We start from the raw sequence: 17874 nt of genomic DNA on the forward strand, positions 1-17874 counted from the left end.
CGCGCAGGTGGCCGGCGGAATCAGACCGCGGGCGCCGGATAGGTCGGGTACTCCACGCCGGTCACGTGCTGCACGACCCGGACCACCTGGCAGGAGTAGCCGAACTCGTTGTCGTACCAGAGGTAGAGGATCGCGTTGTCGCCGTCGACCTTGGTGGCGCCGGCGTCGACGATCGAGGAGTGGCGCGAGCCGATGAAGTCGCTGGAGACCGCGTCGGGGGCCGTGGTGAAGTCGATCTGGCGCTTGAGCGGGGAGGTCAGCGAGACGTCCCGCAGGTGGTCGAGGACCTCCTCGCGGGTGGTCTCACGGCCCAGGCGCAGACTCAGGATCGCGATGGAGACGTCCGGCACCGGCACCCGGATCGAGCTGCCGGTGATCGGCGCCTTGAGGTCGGGCAGCGCCTTGGCGACGGCGGAGGCTGCGCCCGTCTCCGTGATCACCATGTTGAGCGGCGCGGAGCGGCCCCGGCGGTCGGCCTTGTGATAGTTGTCCAGCAGGTTCTGGTCGTTGGTGAACGAGTGAACCGTCTCCACGTGGCCGCGCAGCACGCCGTACTCGTCGGCCATCGCCTTCAGCGGCGGCACGATCGCGTTGGTGGTGCAGGACGCGCAGGACAGGATCTGCTCGTCCGGCTTGATGGTGTCGTGGTTGACGCCGTGCACGATGTTGGGGACGTCGCCCTTGCCCGGCGCGGTCAGCACGACCTTGTCGATGCCGGGCCGCAGGTGCTGCGAAAGGCCCTCGCGGTCACGCCACTTGCCCGTGTTGTCGATGAGGATCGCGTTCTTGATGCCGTACGCGGTGTAGTCGACCTCGGAGGGGTCGTTCGCGTAGATCACCTTGATGGTGTTGCCGTTGGCGACGATCGCGCTCTCGGCCTCGTCGACGGTGATCGTGCCCTGGAACTGGCCGTGGATGGAGTCCCGGCGCAGCAGCGAGGCCCGCTTGATGATGTCCTGCTCACCACCGCCACGGACGACGATCGCGCGCAGCCGCAGTCCGTTGCCGGAACCCGCCTTCTCGATCAGCAGCCGGGCCACCAGGCGGCCGATGCGGCCGAAGCCGTAGAGGACGACGTCCCGCGGCTCACGGCGGTCGATCTTGTTGCCGCCCGTCGCGCCGGCCACCGCCTCGGCGGTGAACTCGGCCACCGAGAGACCGCGGTCGTCGGCCTGGTAGATCTCGGCCAGCCGGCCGATGTCGATCTGCGAGGGGCCGAGGTCCAGCGCGGTGAGGGCCCGGACGAAGGGCAGGGTGTCGGTGACGGAGAGCTCCTCACCGGCGATCTGCCGGGCGAACCGGTGGGTCTTGAGGATGCTGACCACCGACTTGTTCACCAGGGAACGGCTGTGCAGGAGAACCGTTACATCACGCTCCCGGTGCAGCCTCCCGATCATCGGGATCATCGATTCCGCGATCTCCTCGCGGTTCTTCCAGTCGGTGAACGAGTCGTCCTTGACAGTCACAGAATTCTCTTTCGAGCTAGGCGGCGCTCATATGCTAACCCCCTGATGTTTTGATCGATCGTCGGGGTGTCGCAGTTCACTGCCCCAGCATCCGGGGCGGTGTGGCGTCCGGCACCGGGCGCAGCAACGCGGGGTGCGCGTCGGCCACCCGCTCCTTCGCGAACGCGGCCACGATCCTGCGGGCCAGCAGGGGATCGGCCGGGAGCACGTGCGCGGCGAACCAGCGGGCGGGCGCCGGATCCGGGGAGGGCTCGACGAACTCCGCCCCCGCGTAGTCGTCCAGCGGCGGGTCGTAGAGGTAGCCGCAGACCACGTCGTGCCGCACCAGCCGCTGGACGAGGGCGTCGCGGTCGTGGACCAGGAGCGGTACCCGGAACAGCGGGAGGGGACCGTCGTGCGCCGTACGGTCGCGCAGCGCCGGCGAAGCCCACGGGTTGCCCGCCAGCAGGGCGACCCCGGCCCTGCGCCGGACCAGGTCATCGTCGAGCCGGGCCATCCGCAGCGCCAGCTGGCCGCGGACCAGGGCGCCGTGCCGGGAACGGTAGCCGTGCAGATCCACGCGGACCCAGCGCTCGTAGGCGGTCAGGCTCGGGGCCTCCCGGGCGGAGGCGGCGAGCCGCGGCGCGTGCAGTGCCATCCGGAACGCGTCGCGCTCCATGAGCCCGAGGCGCTCCATGGTCCGCCACACCGGGCGCACCAGGTGGAGGGACCGGACGGCGGACCGGGCCAGCGGGCGCAGGGTGGTGGTGAGGTCCTCGCGCAGCCGGCCGGGGGTCAGCAGGTCGTCCCGCAGCAACTCCAGCTCCCGGCGCGTGCGCGCGTCCTCGACGGCGAGGAAGCCGCCCGCCATTCCCGCCGCGTGCTTGGACAGGCTGAAGGCCGCCGCCCTGCCGAAGGTCCCGACCGGCTGCCCGTCCACATGGCTGCCGATCGCGTGCGCCGCGTCCTCGAACAACGGGATCCCCAACTGCTCGCAGCGGCGCCGCAGTTCGAGCACCCGGTCGGGCACGCCGTACAGGTTGGTGGTCAGCACCGCGTCCACGTCGCGCCAGGTCGACTCCGGCACCGCGGCCGGGTCGATGTTGCCGTCCCACACGGACACCGGAGCCGTCACGGGGCGCAGTCCGGCCGCGAGGACCACGAACAGGATCACGTCGTCGTTCACCGGGGACATCAGCACCCGTGCGCCCGGCCGGCACCAGCGCCGGAGCGCCAGGTACAAGGCCAGCCGGGCGGAGGGCGTGTAGACGCATTCGCGTCCCAGTCGCCGGGTCATCGTCGCGGCCAGCCGCGAGCCGTACGGCATCGGTACCCCTTGTGTCGACGGGCCGGAAAGGGCCGTGGAGGAGGACACGCGCAGGAGTCCGCCCCCCTGCGGAAACCGGGGAGCGGGCTCGTGTCAGCTCGCCGGCGGTACCGCCCGGTCGGAGTCCGGGCCGAGCGCCGAGGTGCGCAGGGTGCCGACGGTCTTCAGGAGTCGGTCGGCGGGCTCGCGCAGGGAGGGGTGGGCGTTCACCGTGTTGCGCAGCCCGCGCACCGGCCGCCGCCACAGACGGTGGGCCGTCGCGACCGGGTGGGGACGGGTGGCGAATCCTTCCGCCACGCGCAGCTCACGGGTCTTGAGCCAGTCCTTCCACTCCTTGTCACCTCGCCCCATGTCCATGAGCCGGGCCCCCCGCCGGCCCGCGGCCTCGGCCATCCGCAGGTGCATGATCAGTCCGGGGGAGTAGTAGCGCAGCTCCGGGTCGTACGCGGTGAACCAGGGGGCGAACACCGTGCGCGAGGTCGGCCCGAAGTGGGCGGCCACCGGCCGGTCACCCGCGTACACCACCGAGAGGAGCCCGGTGAAGTGCTCCTCGCGGACCTGGAAGAGGTCCTCCACCAGACGCACGATCCACGGCCGCGCGAACCGGTCCATCCGGCCCGTCCTGCGGTACTGGGCGGACTTCCACCGCATCAGCGTGCGCAGCGCCGTCGGGTCGCGCTCGTCGAACACGAACCGCATCTCCCCCAGGTCGCGGGTGAGCCGGCGCTCCTTCTTGAGGGTCGTCTTGGCGATCCCGGGGTACGCGCCGCGCAGCCATTCCGGGTAACTGTCGCTGCCCACCTTCAGATCGATCACCGGGGAGGCGAACGTGCCCGTGACATAGGGGGCGAAGGGTCTCTGCTCCTCGACCAGGTGATCGAACTCGAACACCGAGAGCCGGCACGCCGTCAGCAGCGCCCGGGTGTCCCAGGCGACCCCGGGCAGGTGCACCAGGCCCTGGCAGTCGGACAGTCCGAGCCCGATGGCCCGGCCGACACCGAAGGAGCCGCGTTCGTACGGGAGGAAGCCCACGGCCTCGCCGTGCTGGTGCAGGACCGCCACCCGGGCGCCGCCGCGGTGTCGGTCGATCCCGGCCGCGAACTCCGGTGCCAGGAACGGGTTGGCGTAGTGGGGCGACTCGTCCATGGCCCGGTGCCAGGCCTTGCGGAGCGAGGCGTCGAGCTCTTCGGGTCTGTGGATCGTTATGTCCGTGTCACTGCTCATGGATCGCATGGGCGACCGTTCCCCCCAATTCCCCCCACGACGCGGCGTCCGCGTCCCGCCGATCGAAATGTCGGCAAGGACCAAACGTCGCCAAACAGTACGCATGCTGTCAAGGGTGCCTGCCGTAACGGAAGAGTGCGGATCGGACGCCCCTGGTTCCCACCGTCCATCACGGCAGCAGCCGCCGTTCCTTGGCCACGGCCACCGCGCCCGCCCGGGTCTCGACGCCCAACTTGCCGTAGATGCGTCCCAGGTGGGTCTTGACCGTCGCCTCGCTGATGAACAGGGCCCGGGCGATCTCCCGGTTGCCGAGGCCGCGGGCGAGTTGCGCGAGGATCTCGTGCTCGCGGGCGGACAGGGCGGGGCGCGGGCTGCGCAGCCGGTTCAGCAGTCGGTCGGCCACCGGGGCGGACAGCGCGCCGCGGCCCGACGCCGCGTCCCGGATGGCCGAGAACAGCTCCTCGGGCTGTTCCGCCTTGAGGAGATACCCGATGGCACCCGCCTCGATGGCACGGGTGATGTCGGCGTCGGTGTCGAACATGGTGAGCACCAGCACCCGAGGACCCCGCTCGCCCCGCGCGGTCAGCTGCCGGGTGGCGGTCACCCCGTCCATGCCACCGTCGAGCTGCAGATCCATCAGTACGACGTCCGGGTTCAGATGGGCCGCCATGGCCAGCGCCTCCTCCCCGGTCGCCGCCTCCCCGACCACGTCGATGCCGTCCGCGCTGGACAGCAGGGCGCGCAGCCCGGCGCGTACGACGGCATGGTCGTCGCAGAGCAGGAGCCGGACGGGGGAGGAGGGCGGCAACATGCTCACAGGGCGGGCTCCTTGACGACGAGCGGGACGGCGGCCGACACCACGGTGCCCTCTCCCGGGGTGGACTCCACGGTGAGCGTGCCGCCCACCTGGCGGGCCCGGATCCGCATGGCGGGAAGCCCGTGCCCACGCGTGGACGACGGGACGGCCCGCGGCGCGGGCTGCTCGAACCCCCGGCCGTTGTCGGCGATGTCCAGCGAGACCTGGTCGTCCAGCCAGGTCAGCGTGAGCGCGGCCCGAGTCGCCGCCGCGTGCTCCCGGACGTTGGCCAGCGCGCCCTGGGCGATCCGCAGCAGCGCCGCCGCGACCCGCTCCGGCAGCGGTCCCTGTTCCCCGTCGAGCCTGAACTCCACGGTCAGCCCGGGGCCGCCCGCCCGCCGGGCGAGTTCGCCGAGGGCCTTGGCGAGGGAACGCTCCGCGAGGTCGGCCGGGGCCAGGTCGTGCACGAAGCGCCGGGCCTCGGCGAGGCCGCGCGAGGCGATCTCGGCCGCCGCCCGCACATGATCGCGGGCCGCGCCCCGGTCGGTCGACCACACCCGCTCGGCGGCCTGGAGCAGCATCCGCTGGCTGGACAACTCCTGGGCGAGGGTGTCGTGGATCTCCGCGGACAGCCGCTGCCGCTCGGCCAGGACACCCGCCCGCCGCTCGGTGGCGGCGAGTTCGTGGCGGGTGCGCACCAGGTCCTCGATCAGCACGCGCTGCCGGGCGCCCTGCCGCTGCAGATGCACCAGTACGGCGGTGGCGACCGCGGCGACGGCCGGCGGGGCCACGACCATGTTCGGGTTGAGCGGCCCCTCCGCGACCCGTATCTCCGAGAGCACGACCAGCGCGGTGAGCACGGCCGCCGCCGGCACCGCGATCCTCGGCGGCAGCGCGTGCAGGCCCGCGAACAACAGGGGCATCACACACCAGGTGGCACTCGGCGCGAGCACGAGCAGGACGACCCAGACCGCGGTGACCGAGCCCAGCCAGACCAGATGGCGCCGGGTGGGCGGCAGTCCCGGGCGGGGCGGCGGGGCCAGCAGAAGCCCGAGGACGTGGAGCAGACAGAAGCAGGCGAACAGCGCCACCACCCAGCCGGTGCGCGACCCGCCCTGGTCGCGGCTCAGGAAGCGGGCGAACGACGAGCCGAGCAGCAGGAAGAACGCGCCGTGCACGATCGCGCCCAGCCAGCGCTCGTCCGGATCGGTGTGGTTCATGCTCCGTGTCTAACGTGCCGGACGCGCCACCGCATCAACCGATCGGCTGACCCGGCGCTCGCCCGAACCTCCCCGGGACGCGAGCCCGTTGGCGGAGCCGGAGCCCAGGCCGCCGCGTCGAGGCTTGGCAGCAGAGCGAAGACCTCCGAAAGGCCTCCGATGCCCGCCAAGAACCTCACCGCCAACCGCGCCGCCCTGGGCCACCGCGTCGGCTACGCCCTGCGCCACCCCGACCGTGTGCCCCGCCATGTGGTCCGCGCCGCCCGCGACCTGTGGCTGCGCCGCCGCCACCCGGACCACATCTCCTACTACCGCGCCGTGATGCGCTCCGACACCCGCACCGACCCGGACCTGGCCGTCGGCAGCCGCAACCGCGAGCGCTGGCTGGCGCTCGGCGCGATGCAGTTCGACTACCTTCTCGGCCACGGCCTGCGCCCCGGGCACCGCATGCTGGAGATCGGCTGCGGCAACCTGCGCGGCGGCTGGCGCTTCATCCGCCACCTGGAGCCGGGCAACTACCACGGGATCGACATCTCGCCCGACATCCTCCTCGCCGCACAGGACACGATCGTCGAGATGTCCCTCCAGAAGCGGCTGCCGAGCCTCACCCCGGTGCGCGACCTGACCCTGCGCTTCCTGCCAGACGCCCACTTCGACGTCGTCCACGCGCACAGCGTCTTCTCGCACTCGCCGCTGCCGGTGATCGAGGAGTGCCTGGCCCACGTCGGCCGGGTCCTCGCCCCGGGAGGCTGGTTCGACTTCACCTTCGACCGCACCGAGGGCGAGGAACACCATGTGCTGCGGGAGGACTTCTACTACCGCGTCGAGACGCTCGTGGACCTGGCCGGCAAGCACGGGCTGCGTGCCCGTTTCATGGACGACTGGGAGGAACTCCCGCACGGCCAGTCCAAGATCCGGGTGACGCACGGGGAGGCGAGCGGGTGAGCCCGGGGGAAATTGCCTACCGTCCGGGCCGGTGAGGGCACAGACTCGTCCCATGGCTGACATGGGGGAGTTCCGGGACGCGGTCACGGCGTGGGCGGCCGGAGGCCCCGGCGACCGGGCCCGCGAACTGGCCGCACAAGTGTCCGTCCGGACGGTGGTCCTGCTGGAAGGTCCGAGCGACGTGGCGGCCGTCGACGCGCTGGCCGCGAGCCGGGGCCGCGACCTGGCGGCCGAGGGACTCTGCGTCCTGGCGATGGGCGGCGCGATGAGCGTGGGTCGCTACGCGGGCCTGCTCGGCCCGTCCGGCCTGGGCCTGCGCCTGACGGGACTGTGCGACGAGCGGGAGCAGCCCTTCTACGCCCGAGGCTGGGAGCGGGCCGGCGCGGCGCCGGACGGCTACTTCGTCTGCGCGGCGGACCTGGAGGACGAACTCATCCGCGCGCTCGGTGTGCCACGCGTGCAGGAGCTCGTGCGCGAGGAGGGCGACCTGCGGCCCCTGCGGACCTTCCTGTCCCAGCCCGCCCAGCGAGGCCGCACCGCCCACCAGCAGCTGCGGCGCTTCCTCGGCACGAAGAAGGGGCGCAAGATCCACTACGGCCGCGTCCTCGTCGAGGCGCTCGCCCCGGACCGGGTGCCCGCCCCGCTCGACGATCTGTTCGCCGCGCTCTCCTGAGTCACGCGCGTGGACGAACGGTGTGCGTGGCGTGTTCACCGATATCACCGCCCGGGGTCTTGTTAGGACAATCGCCGGGCATCTAGGGTCGTCCCCGGGAGAGCAAGCGCTTTCCCCGCACGTCAGCGTCCCCTTGCCGGACGTCCCAGGAGGACCGTATGCCCCGTCCAGCCCGCCGCCGCGTCGCCGTGGTCGGCACCGGCGCCATCGTCAGCGGCAGCCATCTGTCCGCGCTCAGGGCCCACGCCGAGCGCACGGAACTGGTCGCCGCCGTCGACGTGGACCAGGGCAGACTCGACGCCTTCCGCGAGCTCGCGGGCGGCGAGATCGCCGGGTACACCTCGATGGCCGCGATGCTGGACGCCGTACGCCCCGACCTGGTCCTCATCGGCACCCCGCCGTCGCTGCACCGGGAGCAGACGGTGGCCGCCCTCAAGGCGGGCGCCTGGGTGCTGTGCGAGAAGCCGCTGACCCTGTCGCTCGCCGAGTACGACGAGATCGCCGCGGCCGAGGAGGCGTCCGGCGCCTACGCCTCCGTGGTCTTCCAGCACCGCTACGGCTCCGGCGCCGTCCACGCGCGCGAGCTCATCGCCGGCGGCGAGCTGGGCGCCCCCCGGGTCGCGCACTGCCAGACCACCTGGCACCGCGACGCCGCCTACTACGCCGTACCGTGGCGCGGGACCTGGGCCAGTGAGGGCGGCGGCCCGACCATGGGCCACGGCATCCACCAGTACGACCTCCTGCTGCTCCTGCTCGGCCCGTGGACGGAGATCCGCGCCATGGCCGCCCGGCTGGTCCACGACACCGAGAGCGAGGACGTCTCCACGGCCCTCGTCCGGTTCGAGAACGGTGCCCTCGCCACCGTCGTCAACAGCGTGCTGTCCCCCGACGAGGTGAGCCGCATCCGCATCGACTGCGCCGACGCGACGGTCGAACTCACCCATCTGTACGGGCACCGCAACGAGGACTGGACCTACACGCCGGCCCCCCACGTGGCCACCGACCGCGTCGACGCCTGGCGCACCCCCGCCGCGGACGTGCCCAGTTCGCACTCGGCCCAGCTCGGCGCGCTCCTCGACGCGTACGACAACGGTGTCAGGCCTCCCGGCAGCGGCGCCGACGCGCGGGCCACCCTCGAGTTCGCCGCCGCGCTCTACAAGTCCGCGTTCACCGGGCAGCCCGTGCACGCGGGCGAGATCGCGCCGGGCGACCCCTTCTACCCGGCCATGCACGGAGACCACCCCCACTGGGCCCCCAAGGAGCGCGCATGAGCATCCGCGTCAGCCACGTCCACGGCGAGCACATCGCCGTCGAGGCGGCGAACGGCACGGAGATCCTCCGCTACGTCTACCGACCCGACCCCGAGGCCTTCGAGGCCCAGAAGCCCTACGCCCACCCGGTGCGCACCCTCGGCGGCCGCACGGTGACCGGCTACCGTCCCAACGACCACCGCTGGCACAAGGGCCTGCAGATGACGGCGAGCCATCTGTCCGGGCAGAACTTCTGGGGCGGCAACTGCTATGTGCACGGCCGGGGTTACCTGCCCCTGCCGGAGCGCGTCGGCTCAATGCGGCACGACGGATTCACCGCGTTCACCGTCTCCGAGGCCCGCCTCGACGTCACCGAGGCGCTGACCTGGGTGGAGAACGGCGGCGCGGAGTGGGCCCGAGAGGAGCGGGGTCTGGCCGTCCACTCGGTCGACGAGGCCGCCGGCTCCTGGGCGCTCGACTGGTCGATCCGGCTCACCAATCTGCGTGCCGAGCCCCTCGCCTTCGGTTCCCCCACCACCGCGGGCCGTGACATGGCCGGTTACACCGGGCTCCAGTGGCGCGGCCCCCGCGACTTCACCGGCGGGACCGTCTTCGCCCCGGACACCGACGGCGACGCCGACAAGCTCATGGGCAGCCAGAGCCCCTGGCTCGCCTTCACCACCGAGCACGACGACGTGGACGCCCACTCCACGCTCGTCTTCGCGCACGCCCCCGAGAACCTCGACGCGGGCACCGCGATCCACGAGTCGCACTGGTTCGTGCGTTCCCAGCCCTTCCCGACGGTCGCGTTCTCCTGGGCGTTCTTCGAGGAGTTCGAGCTGCCGCCGGGGGAGTCCTTCGAGTACCGCTACCGGCTGGTCGTCGCCGACGGCGCGTGGGACTCCGAACGGGTGGGTGAGCACCTGAAGGGGCTGGCGTGGTGAGCGGCGGCCAGGGTCAGGGCGAACCGGAACGGAAAGTTGCCGTCGGCGGGTCCGCGCTGCCGCAGCCGCTGCCCGGCGCTGTCGGGAGGCCCGCGTTGCCGCACCCGCTGCCCGGGGCCGTCGGGCTCTCCCACCTCAGCGCCTACGACTGGGAGGCCGCCGACGGCGTGTGCGGCGGCAGCCCGCACCTGCACCTGGTGTGCACCGAGGCGTACGTCGTCACCGGCGGCCGGGGCGCCGTCCAGACCCTGAGCCCGGACGGCTGCCGCGAGATCCCCCTGGAGCCCGGCGCGATCGCCTGGTTCACCCCGGGCACCGTGCACCGCATGGTCCAGGGCGGCGACCTGCGCATCACCGTGCTGATGCAGAACAGCGGCCTGCCCGAGGCCGGGGACGCCGTCTTCACCTTCCCGCCGGAGGTGCTCGCCGACCCCGACCGGTACGCCGCCGCGGCCCAGCTGCCGCCCGGCACCGGGCCGGAGACGGCCGCCGCCGCCCGGCGCCGCAGGGACCTCGCCGTCGAGGGCTACCTCGTGCTGCGCGAGGCCCTGGCCGCCGGCGACACCGGCCCGTACCTGGAGTTCCAGCGGGCCGCGGCCCGCCTGGTGCGGGACAAGGTGCCCCACTGGCGCGAGCTGTGGCAGGCCGGGGCACTGGCCACCGCCGAGCGCACCGGCGCCCAGCTCGACGCGCTGGCGTCCGGCGCGCCCGCGTATCTGGACGAGGCGACCGCGTACGAGGCCGAGCCGACCCGGCTGGGCGGCTTCGGGATGTGTGGCAGACGCGACGAGTACAACCTGCCGGGCACGACACTGCCGTACGGCGGCGAGTAAAACCGTTCGCCCAGGGGGGGAGTTCCGAGGGGGGCCGTAGAAAGTCCGAGGAAGGGATGAGGTGACCTCGGCATGCCCGGACACAGGACAAAGGGGTTCTGCGCTTCGGCCGTCGCACTCGCGCTCTGCGCGCTGGCGGCCGGTTGCGGGGGATCCGGGGAATCGGTCGGCGGCGGCAAGGCCGTGCTGCGCTACACGTGGTGGGGCAACCCCGACCGCGCGGAGCGCACCGAGAAGACCGTCGCCCTGTTCGAGAAACAGCACCCCGACATATCCGTGCAGACGTCGTTCTCGGGATACGACGCCTACAAGCAGAAGCTCGCCGTCCAGGCCTCGGGCGGCGACGCACCCGACGTGATGCAGCTGGACTACCGCCAGATCGACCAGTACGCCTCGGGCGGGGTCCTGCTCGACCTGGCGAAGCAGAAGACCGTGCTGCGCACCGCCGGGATCGACTCCGGGCTGCTCGCCACCGGCCGCGTGGACGGCGTCCAGTACGCGATCCCGCAGGGCCGGGGCACCGAGACCGTCGTCTACGACGTCAAGACCTGGAAGGACTCCGGAGTACCGCTCCCGCGCGCGGGTTGGACCTGGTCCCAATGGGCCTCCTCCGTGCGGGAGTTGGCCGACAAGACCGGGAAACCGGGCGCCACCGACCCCGGCCAGAGCGAGGACGCCTTCGAGGTCTGGCTGCGCGGCCGGGGCAAGGCCCTCTACACGAGGAGCGGCGAACTGGGCTTCACCGCCGACGACCTCGCGCGGTGGTGGACCTTCACCGACGGGTTGCGGCGCGAGGGAGCCGTCTCGCCGGCCGAGCAGACCACCCAGCTCGACGGCTCCGTGGAGAACACCCCGCTCGGCCGTGGCAAGGCGGTCTCCGACACCAACTGGGACGCCCCGTCCAGCGGTTATCTCGCGATCGTCCCGACGGGCATCGCGCTGGCCCCCATGCCGTCCGGCTCCGACGGCACACCCGGCCAGTACTTCAAGCCGTCGATGTTCCTCGGCGTCTCCGCCCACACCGGCCACGCGAAGGAAGCGGCCCAGCTCGTCGACTTCCTCCTCAACGACCCGGGGGCGGCGAAGATCCTCGGCGTCACCCGAGGCATCCCCGTCAACGAGACCATCCGCACGGACACCGCACCCCTGCTGAAGGACTTCGACAAGACGGTCGCCGACTACCAGGCGTCCCTGGAAGGCAAGTTGAAGGACCCGCCGCAGGCTCCGCCGTCCGGCGACAACGCCCTGCAGACCACCTTCCAGCGCGACTACGACCAGGTGTCCTACGAGCGCATGACGCCCCGCGAGGCGGCCGAGAACTACGTCACCGAGGCGAAGGCGGAGCTGAGGTCATGACCACCACCGCGATCCCGACGGCGCGAGAGCGCGCCGAGGCCACCACCCCGAAACGCCGCCCCCAACGCGAACGCGAGGGCGCCGCCTGGGTGTTCCTCTCCCCGTGGGTCCTCGGCGCGAGCGTCCTCACCCTGCTGCCGATGGCCGTCTCGCTGTACCTGTCCTTCACCGACTACAACCTCTTCGACCCGCCCCACTGGGTGGGCCTGCGCAACTACACCCAGATGTTCACCGAGGACCCGCGGTACTGGCGGTCGGTCCTGACGACCGTGACGTACGTCGTCATAGCCGTGCCCCTGCAACTGGCGCTGGCCCTGGTCGTCGCGCTCGCCCTGAAGTCCATGAAGCGCGGCAAGGCCTTCTACCGGTCCGCGTTCTACGCCCCCTCGCTGCTCGGCGCGTCCATGTCGATCGCGCTCGTCTGGCGTGCCGTCTTCAACGACGGCGGCACCGTGGACAATCTGCTCGGCACCGGCGGCTGGGTCAACCAGCCGGGCTGGTCGCTGCTGGCCGTCGCGCTGCTGACGGTGTGGCAGTTCGGCGCGCCGATGGTCATCTTCCTGGCGGGTCTGCAGCAGATCCCCGCCGAGCTGTACGAGGCGGCGGCGGTCGACGGTGCCGGCCGGTGGCGGCAGTTCCTGTCCGTCACCGTGCCCATGCTGTCCCCGGTGCTCTTCTTCAACCTGGTCCTGCAGACGATCCAGGCCTTCCAGGTCTTCACACCGGCGTTCGCGGTGAGCGCGGGCAAGGGCGGCCCGGCCGACTCCACGCTCGTCTACACCATGTACCTCTACGACCGCGGCTTCGTCGCCTCCCACATGGGTTACGCCTCCGCCATGGCCTGGGTGCTGCTGCTGGTCATCGGCGTCGTCACGGCGGTGCTGTTCCGCACCTCGCGTTCCTGGGTCTTCTACGCGTCCGAGGGGGACCGATGACCACAACTGCCTTTGCCCGCAAGCCTGTTCGCTGGAGCAGGGTCGCCCTGCACCTCGGCTGTCTGGCCGCCCTGCTCGTGATGCTGTACCCGCTGGCCTGGCTGCTGGCCACCTCGCTCAAGCCCGCCGACGAGGTCATCGCGAGCCTCGACCTCCTGCCCAGCCACCTGGAGTGGTCGAACTACGGCACCGCCTTCGAGGGCGTCAACGACGTCTCCGTCTGGCGGCTGCTGTCCAACTCCCTGCTGATCGCGGGCGGCGCGGTGCTCGGCAACGTCATCAGCTGCTCGCTGGCCGCCTACGCCTTCGCAAGGCTGCGCTTCCGCTTCCGTGGCCCGATGTTCGCCTTCATGATCGCCACGATCATGCTGCCGCACCACGCGATCCTGATCCCGCAGTACATCATCTTCAACCAGCTCGGCCTGGTGAACACCTACTGGCCCCTGATCCTGCCCAAGTTCCTGGCCACGGAGGCGTTCTTCGTCTTCCTCATCGTGCAGTTCATGCGCGGTCTGCCGCGGGAGCTGGAGGAGGCCGCCCGGATCGACGGCTGCGGTCCGTTCCGCAGCTTCTTCCAGATCGTGCTGCCGCTGACCCGGCCCGCGCTGATCACCACGGCGATCTTCACCTTCATCTGGACCTGGAACGACTTCTTCACCCAGCTCATCTACCTCTTCGACCCGGACAAGTTCACGCTCACGCTGGCCCTCAGGTCGTTCGTGGACGCCTCCAGCCAGTCGGCGTTCGGTCCGATGTTCGCGATGTCGGTGATCGCGCTGCTGCCGATCGTGCTGTTCTTCCTGGCCTTCCAGCGGTTCCTGGTGGAGGGCATGGCGAGCTCGGGACTCAAGGGATGAGCGGGCTGCGGGCTCGTGAACCCGGTGAGGTCTTCGGCCCCCGGATGACCCTGTTCGCCGACATGCTGAGCGTCGGCCTGGCCACAGCCGTGGTGTGCCTGCCCGTGGTGACGGTCCCGGCAGCCCTGTCGACCGCGTGCGCGGTGCTGCGGGGTGCCGGGGAGGGCCGGCCCGCCACCGCCGGACGGTACTTCGCGGCGCTACGGCGACGGCTGCGGTACGGCGACCTGGCGGCGGGCGCCGTCGCCCTGGCCGGGGCGCTGCTGTTGCTGGCGGATCTCGCGCTCGCCGGGGCCGGGCTGCCGGGGGCACCGCTGTTCGCGGTGGTGGCCGCCGCGGTCGGCACGGCCGCCCTGGTGGTGGGTCTGCGGGCCTGCGCCCGCCCCGAGTCGCTCACCGACTGGCCGGCCGCCGTGCGAAGGGCGGCCCGTGACGCCGTACAGGACGTCGGCGGCAGCGTCCTGGTGCTGCTCGCCGTGGCCACGGCCGCCCTGTGCGCCTGGATGCTGGTGCCGCTGGCCTTCCTGGTGCCCGGACCGTTGGCGCTCGCCCTGACCGCCGTCGACGTCCGACCGGCCGTCACCTCCCGGACCTGACGGGAGGACCAGGTGCGGCCCGCGGTGCCGGTGCCCCAGGCTGCTCCACCCACCGCTGCTCCTCCTCACCGGACGACCCCGCCGGGTCATGCCGCTCGGAACGACCGCAGCCGCAGCGAGTTGCCGACCACGAACACCGAGGAGAACGCCATCGCCGCACCGGCCAGCATCGGGTTGAGCAGCCCGGCCGCGGCGAGCGGCAGCGCGGCCACGTTGTAGGCGAAGGCCCAGAAGAGGTTGGAGCGGATCGTGCCCAGGGTCCGACGGGCGAGCCGGATGGCGTCCGCCGCGGCCCGCAGGTCGCCCCGGACCAGGGTCAGGTCGCCCGCCTCGATCGCGGCGTCCGTGCCCGTGCCCATCGCCAGGCCCAGGTCGGCCTGGGCCAGCGCGGCGGCGTCGTTGACTCCGTCACCGACCATCGCGACCGAACGGCCCTGCGCCTGGAGCCGCTTGACCACGTCGACCTTGTCCTGCGGCAGCACCTCGGCGATCACCTGGCCGGGGTCGATGCCGACCTCCCGGGCCACGGACTCGGCCACGGCCCGGTTGTCACCGGTGAGCAGGACCGGGGTGAGCCCGAGCGCGCGCAGCCGGGTGATGGCCTCGCGGCTGGTGTCCTTGACCGCGTCGGCGACTTCGAGCACGGCCCGCGCCTCGCCGTCCCAGGCGACCGCGATCACGGTACGACCGGCCGACTCCGCCGCGGCCTTCCTCTGCCGGAGCTCCTCGGGCAGCTCCATCGCCCACTTGGCGAGCAGCCGCTCACGTCCGACGAGGACCGCGTGGCCGTCGACGATTCCCTGTACGCCGAGCCCGGGAACGTTCGCGAAGTCCTCGGGCGTGGGCAGTGAACCCAGCTTCTCCAGCGCCCCGTCGGCGACCGCGCGGGCCACCGGGTGCTCCGAGGCGTGCTCCAGAGCACCCGCCAGACGCAGGACTTCGGCCTCGTCGGTGCCGGGGGCCGTGTGCACGCCCAGCAGGGCCATCCGCCCGGTGGTCACGGTGCCGGTCTTGTCCAGGACGACGGTGTCGACCCTGCGCGTGGACTCCAGGACCTCAGGGCCCTTGATGAGGATGCCGAGTTGCGCGCCGCGCCCGGTTCCGACCAGCAGCGCGGTCGGCGTGGCGAGGCCCAGCGCGCACGGGCAGGCGATGATCAGTACGGCGACGGCGGCGGTGAACGCGGCGGCCGTACCGGCGCCGTTGCCGAGCCAGAAGCCCAGGGTGCCGAGCGCGAGTGCGATCACCACCGGCACGAACACCGCGGAGATCCGGTCCGCGAGCCGCTGCGCGGCCGCCTTGCCGTTCTGCGCGTCCTCGACCAGCCTGGCCATCCTGGCGAGTTGGGTGTCCGCGCCGACCCGGGTCGCCTCGACGACGAGCCGTCCGCCCGCGTTGAGAGTGGCTCCGGTGACGGAGTCGCCGGGGGTGACCTCGACCGGTACGGACTCACCGGTGAGCATCGAGGCGTCCACGGCCGAGGAGCCCTCGACGACGGTCCCGTCGGTGGCGATCTTCTCGCCGGGGCGCACGAGGAATCGGTCGCCCACCTTCAAGTCCGCGACGGGCAGGGTCTGTTCACGACCGCCCGCGTGCAGCACGGTCACGTCCTTCGCGCCCAGCTCCAGCAGCGCCCTCAGGGCCGCGCCCGCCTTGCGCTTGGAGCGGGCCTCGAAGTACCGCCCGGCCAGGATGAACGCGGTGACCCCGGCCGCGGCCTCCAGATACAGGTTCCCGGTGCCCTCGCCGCGGGCGATCGTCAGCTCGAAGGGGTGCTTCATGCCAGGCGTGCCGGCGGTCCCGAGGAACAGCGCCCACAGCGACCAGCCGAAAGCGGCCGTCGTACCGACCGAGATCAGCGTGTCCATGGTCGCCGCCCCGTGCCGGGCGTTGGTGAAGGCGGCCTTGTGGAAGGGCCATCCGGCGTACGTCACCACGGGCGCCGCCAGCGTCAGCGACAGCCACTGCCAGTACTCGAACTGCAGCGCGGGGACCATCGCCATCGCGACGACGGGTACCGCCAGCACGACGGCGGTCACCAGCCGCTCACGCAGGGACCGCAGTTCGTCGGCATCTCCTTCGTCGGCATCCCCTTCGTCGGGGGTCGACGGTTGCGGGGGTGCCGGTTCCCGGGCCGTGTACCCGGTCTTCTCCACGGTGGCTATGAGGTCCTGGACCGACACCTCCGCGGCGTGGGTGACCTTGGCCTTCTCGGTGGCGTAGTTGACGGTCGCGGTGACCCCGTCCATCCGGTTGAGCTTCTTCTCGATGCGTGCCGCGCACGAGGCGCAGGTCATGCCGCCGATGGCGAGCTCGGTCTCGGCCGCTGCGGTGGTGGTCATCGACGCTCCTCTTAGATACCGGGTGGGGGTATGCTCCGTGCTGTCTCCTGTATACCCCTGGAGGGTACCTGGAGCAAGCGGGCCAGCAGGTTGACTTCATACCCCCCAGGGGTATCGTGAAGTGCATCGGAAACCCCTGTCGAGCTGGAGGAGCCGGTCATGCACACAGGACTGAAGATCACCGCGTTCGCCGCCGCACTGGCCGCGACGTTCGGCACCGCCTACGGCGTGGGCCAGGGCATGGGGCCCGTCGTCGACGACGAGCCGCCGGCCCGTCACGACGCGCACAAGGGCGGCGACTCAGGGTCGGAGGAGCACCCGGGAGAACCGGGACACTCGGGGCACCGGACGGCCCCGGCCGGCGGTCTCCAGATCGCCGGGAACGGCTACCGCCTCGATCTGCGGACCCCGCGCCTCGCGGCCGGACGCACCACCGACCTCCGCTTCGCCGTCCGGGGCGACGACGGCCGCGCGGTCACCGCCTTCCGCCGGGAGCACGACAAGGAACTCCACCTCATCGTCGCTTCACGCGACCTGAACACCTACCGGCATCTGCACCCCGTCCGGGCCGCCGACGGAACCTGGAGCGTCCCCGTGTCCCTGCCCGGGGCGGGCGACTACCGGGTCTTCGCCGACTTCACCCCGGACAGGAAGGGCGCCGAGAACCTCACCCTCGGCGCGGACCTGGCCGTGGCGGGCACCTACACGCCCCGAAAGGTGCCGGCGCCGGACACCACCGCCACGACCGACGGCTACGAGGTGAAGCTCGGCGGAGCCCTGCGTCCCGGCGCCGCCCGCGAGCTGAAACTGACCGTGTCCCGGGGCGGCAGGCCGGTCACCGACCTCCAGCCCTACCTGGGCGCCTACGGCCACCTGGTCGCCCTGCGCTCCGGCGACCTCGCCTACCTCCACGTCCACCCGAACGGCGAGCCAGGCGACGGCACCACCGCGGCCGGCCCGGACATCTCCTTCACGGCCACGGCGCCCAGCGGCGGCACCTACCGGCTCTTCCTCGACTTCAAGCACGAGGGCACGGTGCACACCGCCGCGTTCACGGTCCGGACCGGAGAATCGGCGGCCGCGCCCGTGGACGGGACTCCCCACGAGTCCTCGGGCGGACACGGCCACTGA

16 protein-coding genes are annotated in these 17874 nt (G+C 71.9%); 10 read left to right on the top strand and 6 right to left on the bottom strand.

Going from position 1 to position 17874, the window contains the following annotated elements; genetic code table 11:
* Positions 1-20: 20 nt before the first annotated feature.
* From AQI94_RS18850 to AQI94_RS18870, 5 genes are all read right to left on the bottom strand, one after another.
* Positions 21-1466 (bottom strand): glyceraldehyde-3-phosphate dehydrogenase, encoded by a 1446-nt coding sequence (locus AQI94_RS18850; RefSeq protein WP_031049156.1) that lies wholly within the window; start codon positions 1464-1466, stop codon positions 21-23.
* 76 nt (positions 1467-1542) lie between these two features.
* Positions 1543-2772 (bottom strand): DegT/DnrJ/EryC1/StrS family aminotransferase, encoded by a 1230-nt coding sequence (locus AQI94_RS18855; RefSeq protein ID WP_031049158.1) that lies wholly within the window; start codon positions 2770-2772, stop codon positions 1543-1545.
* A gap of 93 nt (positions 2773-2865) precedes the next feature.
* Complete coding sequence (locus tag AQI94_RS18860; RefSeq protein ID WP_031049160.1) at positions 2866-4005, bottom strand: GNAT family N-acetyltransferase; 1140 nt, start codon at positions 4003-4005, stop codon at positions 2866-2868.
* A 160-nt stretch (positions 4006-4165) separates the two neighbouring features.
* Positions 4166-4807, bottom strand: coding sequence for a response regulator (locus AQI94_RS18865; protein ID WP_031049161.1), 642 nt, complete (start codon positions 4805-4807; stop codon positions 4166-4168).
* A 2-nt stretch (positions 4808-4809) separates the two neighbouring features.
* Positions 4810-6012, bottom strand: coding sequence for a sensor histidine kinase (locus tag AQI94_RS18870; protein WP_031049163.1), 1203 nt, complete (start codon positions 6010-6012; stop codon positions 4810-4812).
* A gap of 159 nt (positions 6013-6171) precedes the next feature.
* Here AQI94_RS18870 and AQI94_RS18875 point away from each other — a divergent pair, with 159 nt between their 5' ends.
* From AQI94_RS18875 to AQI94_RS18915, 9 genes are all read left to right on the top strand, one after another.
* Complete coding sequence (locus AQI94_RS18875; RefSeq protein ID WP_031049165.1) at positions 6172-6957, top strand: class I SAM-dependent methyltransferase; 786 nt, start codon at positions 6172-6174, stop codon at positions 6955-6957.
* A gap of 52 nt (positions 6958-7009) precedes the next feature.
* Positions 7010-7630, top strand: coding sequence for a TOPRIM nucleotidyl transferase/hydrolase domain-containing protein (locus AQI94_RS18880; RefSeq protein WP_031049167.1), 621 nt, complete (start codon positions 7010-7012; stop codon positions 7628-7630).
* 158 nt (positions 7631-7788) lie between these two features.
* Positions 7789-8901, top strand: a complete 1113-nt coding sequence (locus AQI94_RS18885; RefSeq protein ID WP_031049169.1) for a Gfo/Idh/MocA family protein — start codon at positions 7789-7791, stop codon at positions 8899-8901.
* The gene (locus AQI94_RS18890; RefSeq protein ID WP_031049170.1) at positions 8898-9824 is read left to right on the top strand and encodes a DUF6807 domain-containing protein; all 927 of its coding nucleotides are present in this window, start codon (positions 8898-8900) and stop codon (positions 9822-9824) included. Before AQI94_RS18885 ends, AQI94_RS18890 begins: the two co-directional genes overlap by 4 nt.
* Positions 9825-9892: 68 nt before the next feature.
* The gene (locus AQI94_RS18895) at positions 9893-10657 is read left to right on the top strand and encodes a cupin domain-containing protein (protein ID WP_062229862.1); all 765 of its coding nucleotides are present in this window, start codon (positions 9893-9895) and stop codon (positions 10655-10657) included.
* Positions 10658-10729: 72 nt separating this feature from the next.
* Positions 10730-12013 (top strand): ABC transporter substrate-binding protein, encoded by a 1284-nt coding sequence (locus AQI94_RS18900; RefSeq protein ID WP_031047526.1) that lies wholly within the window; start codon positions 10730-10732, stop codon positions 12011-12013.
* A complete protein-coding gene (locus AQI94_RS18905; RefSeq protein ID WP_031047523.1) occupies positions 12010-12948 on the top strand; it encodes a carbohydrate ABC transporter permease in 939 nt (312 codons plus the stop codon). The genes AQI94_RS18900 and AQI94_RS18905 overlap by 4 nt, the downstream gene beginning before the upstream one ends.
* On the top strand, positions 12945-13805 hold the full coding sequence (locus AQI94_RS18910; RefSeq protein WP_031047521.1) for a carbohydrate ABC transporter permease: 861 nt from the start codon (positions 12945-12947) through the stop codon (positions 13803-13805). Before AQI94_RS18905 ends, AQI94_RS18910 begins: the two co-directional genes overlap by 4 nt.
* On the top strand, positions 13802-14401 hold the full coding sequence (locus AQI94_RS18915) for a hypothetical protein (RefSeq protein WP_031047518.1): 600 nt from the start codon (positions 13802-13804) through the stop codon (positions 14399-14401). The genes AQI94_RS18910 and AQI94_RS18915 overlap by 4 nt, the downstream gene beginning before the upstream one ends.
* 86 nt (positions 14402-14487) lie before the next feature.
* On the opposite strand, the gene AQI94_RS18920 is transcribed toward AQI94_RS18915, so the two are convergent.
* The gene (locus AQI94_RS18920; RefSeq protein ID WP_031047515.1) at positions 14488-16743 is read right to left on the bottom strand and encodes a heavy metal translocating P-type ATPase; all 2256 of its coding nucleotides are present in this window, start codon (positions 16741-16743) and stop codon (positions 14488-14490) included.
* 159 nt (positions 16744-16902) lie between these two features.
* On the opposite strand from AQI94_RS18920, the gene AQI94_RS18925 reads away from it, so the two are divergent.
* On the top strand, positions 16903-17874 hold the full coding sequence (locus tag AQI94_RS18925) for a hypothetical protein (protein WP_031047513.1): 972 nt from the start codon (positions 16903-16905) through the stop codon (positions 17872-17874).

The organism is Streptomyces pseudovenezuelae, assembly GCF_001513955.1.
GTDB classification, from domain to species: Bacteria; Actinomycetota; Actinomycetes; order Streptomycetales; family Streptomycetaceae; genus Streptomyces; species Streptomyces pseudovenezuelae.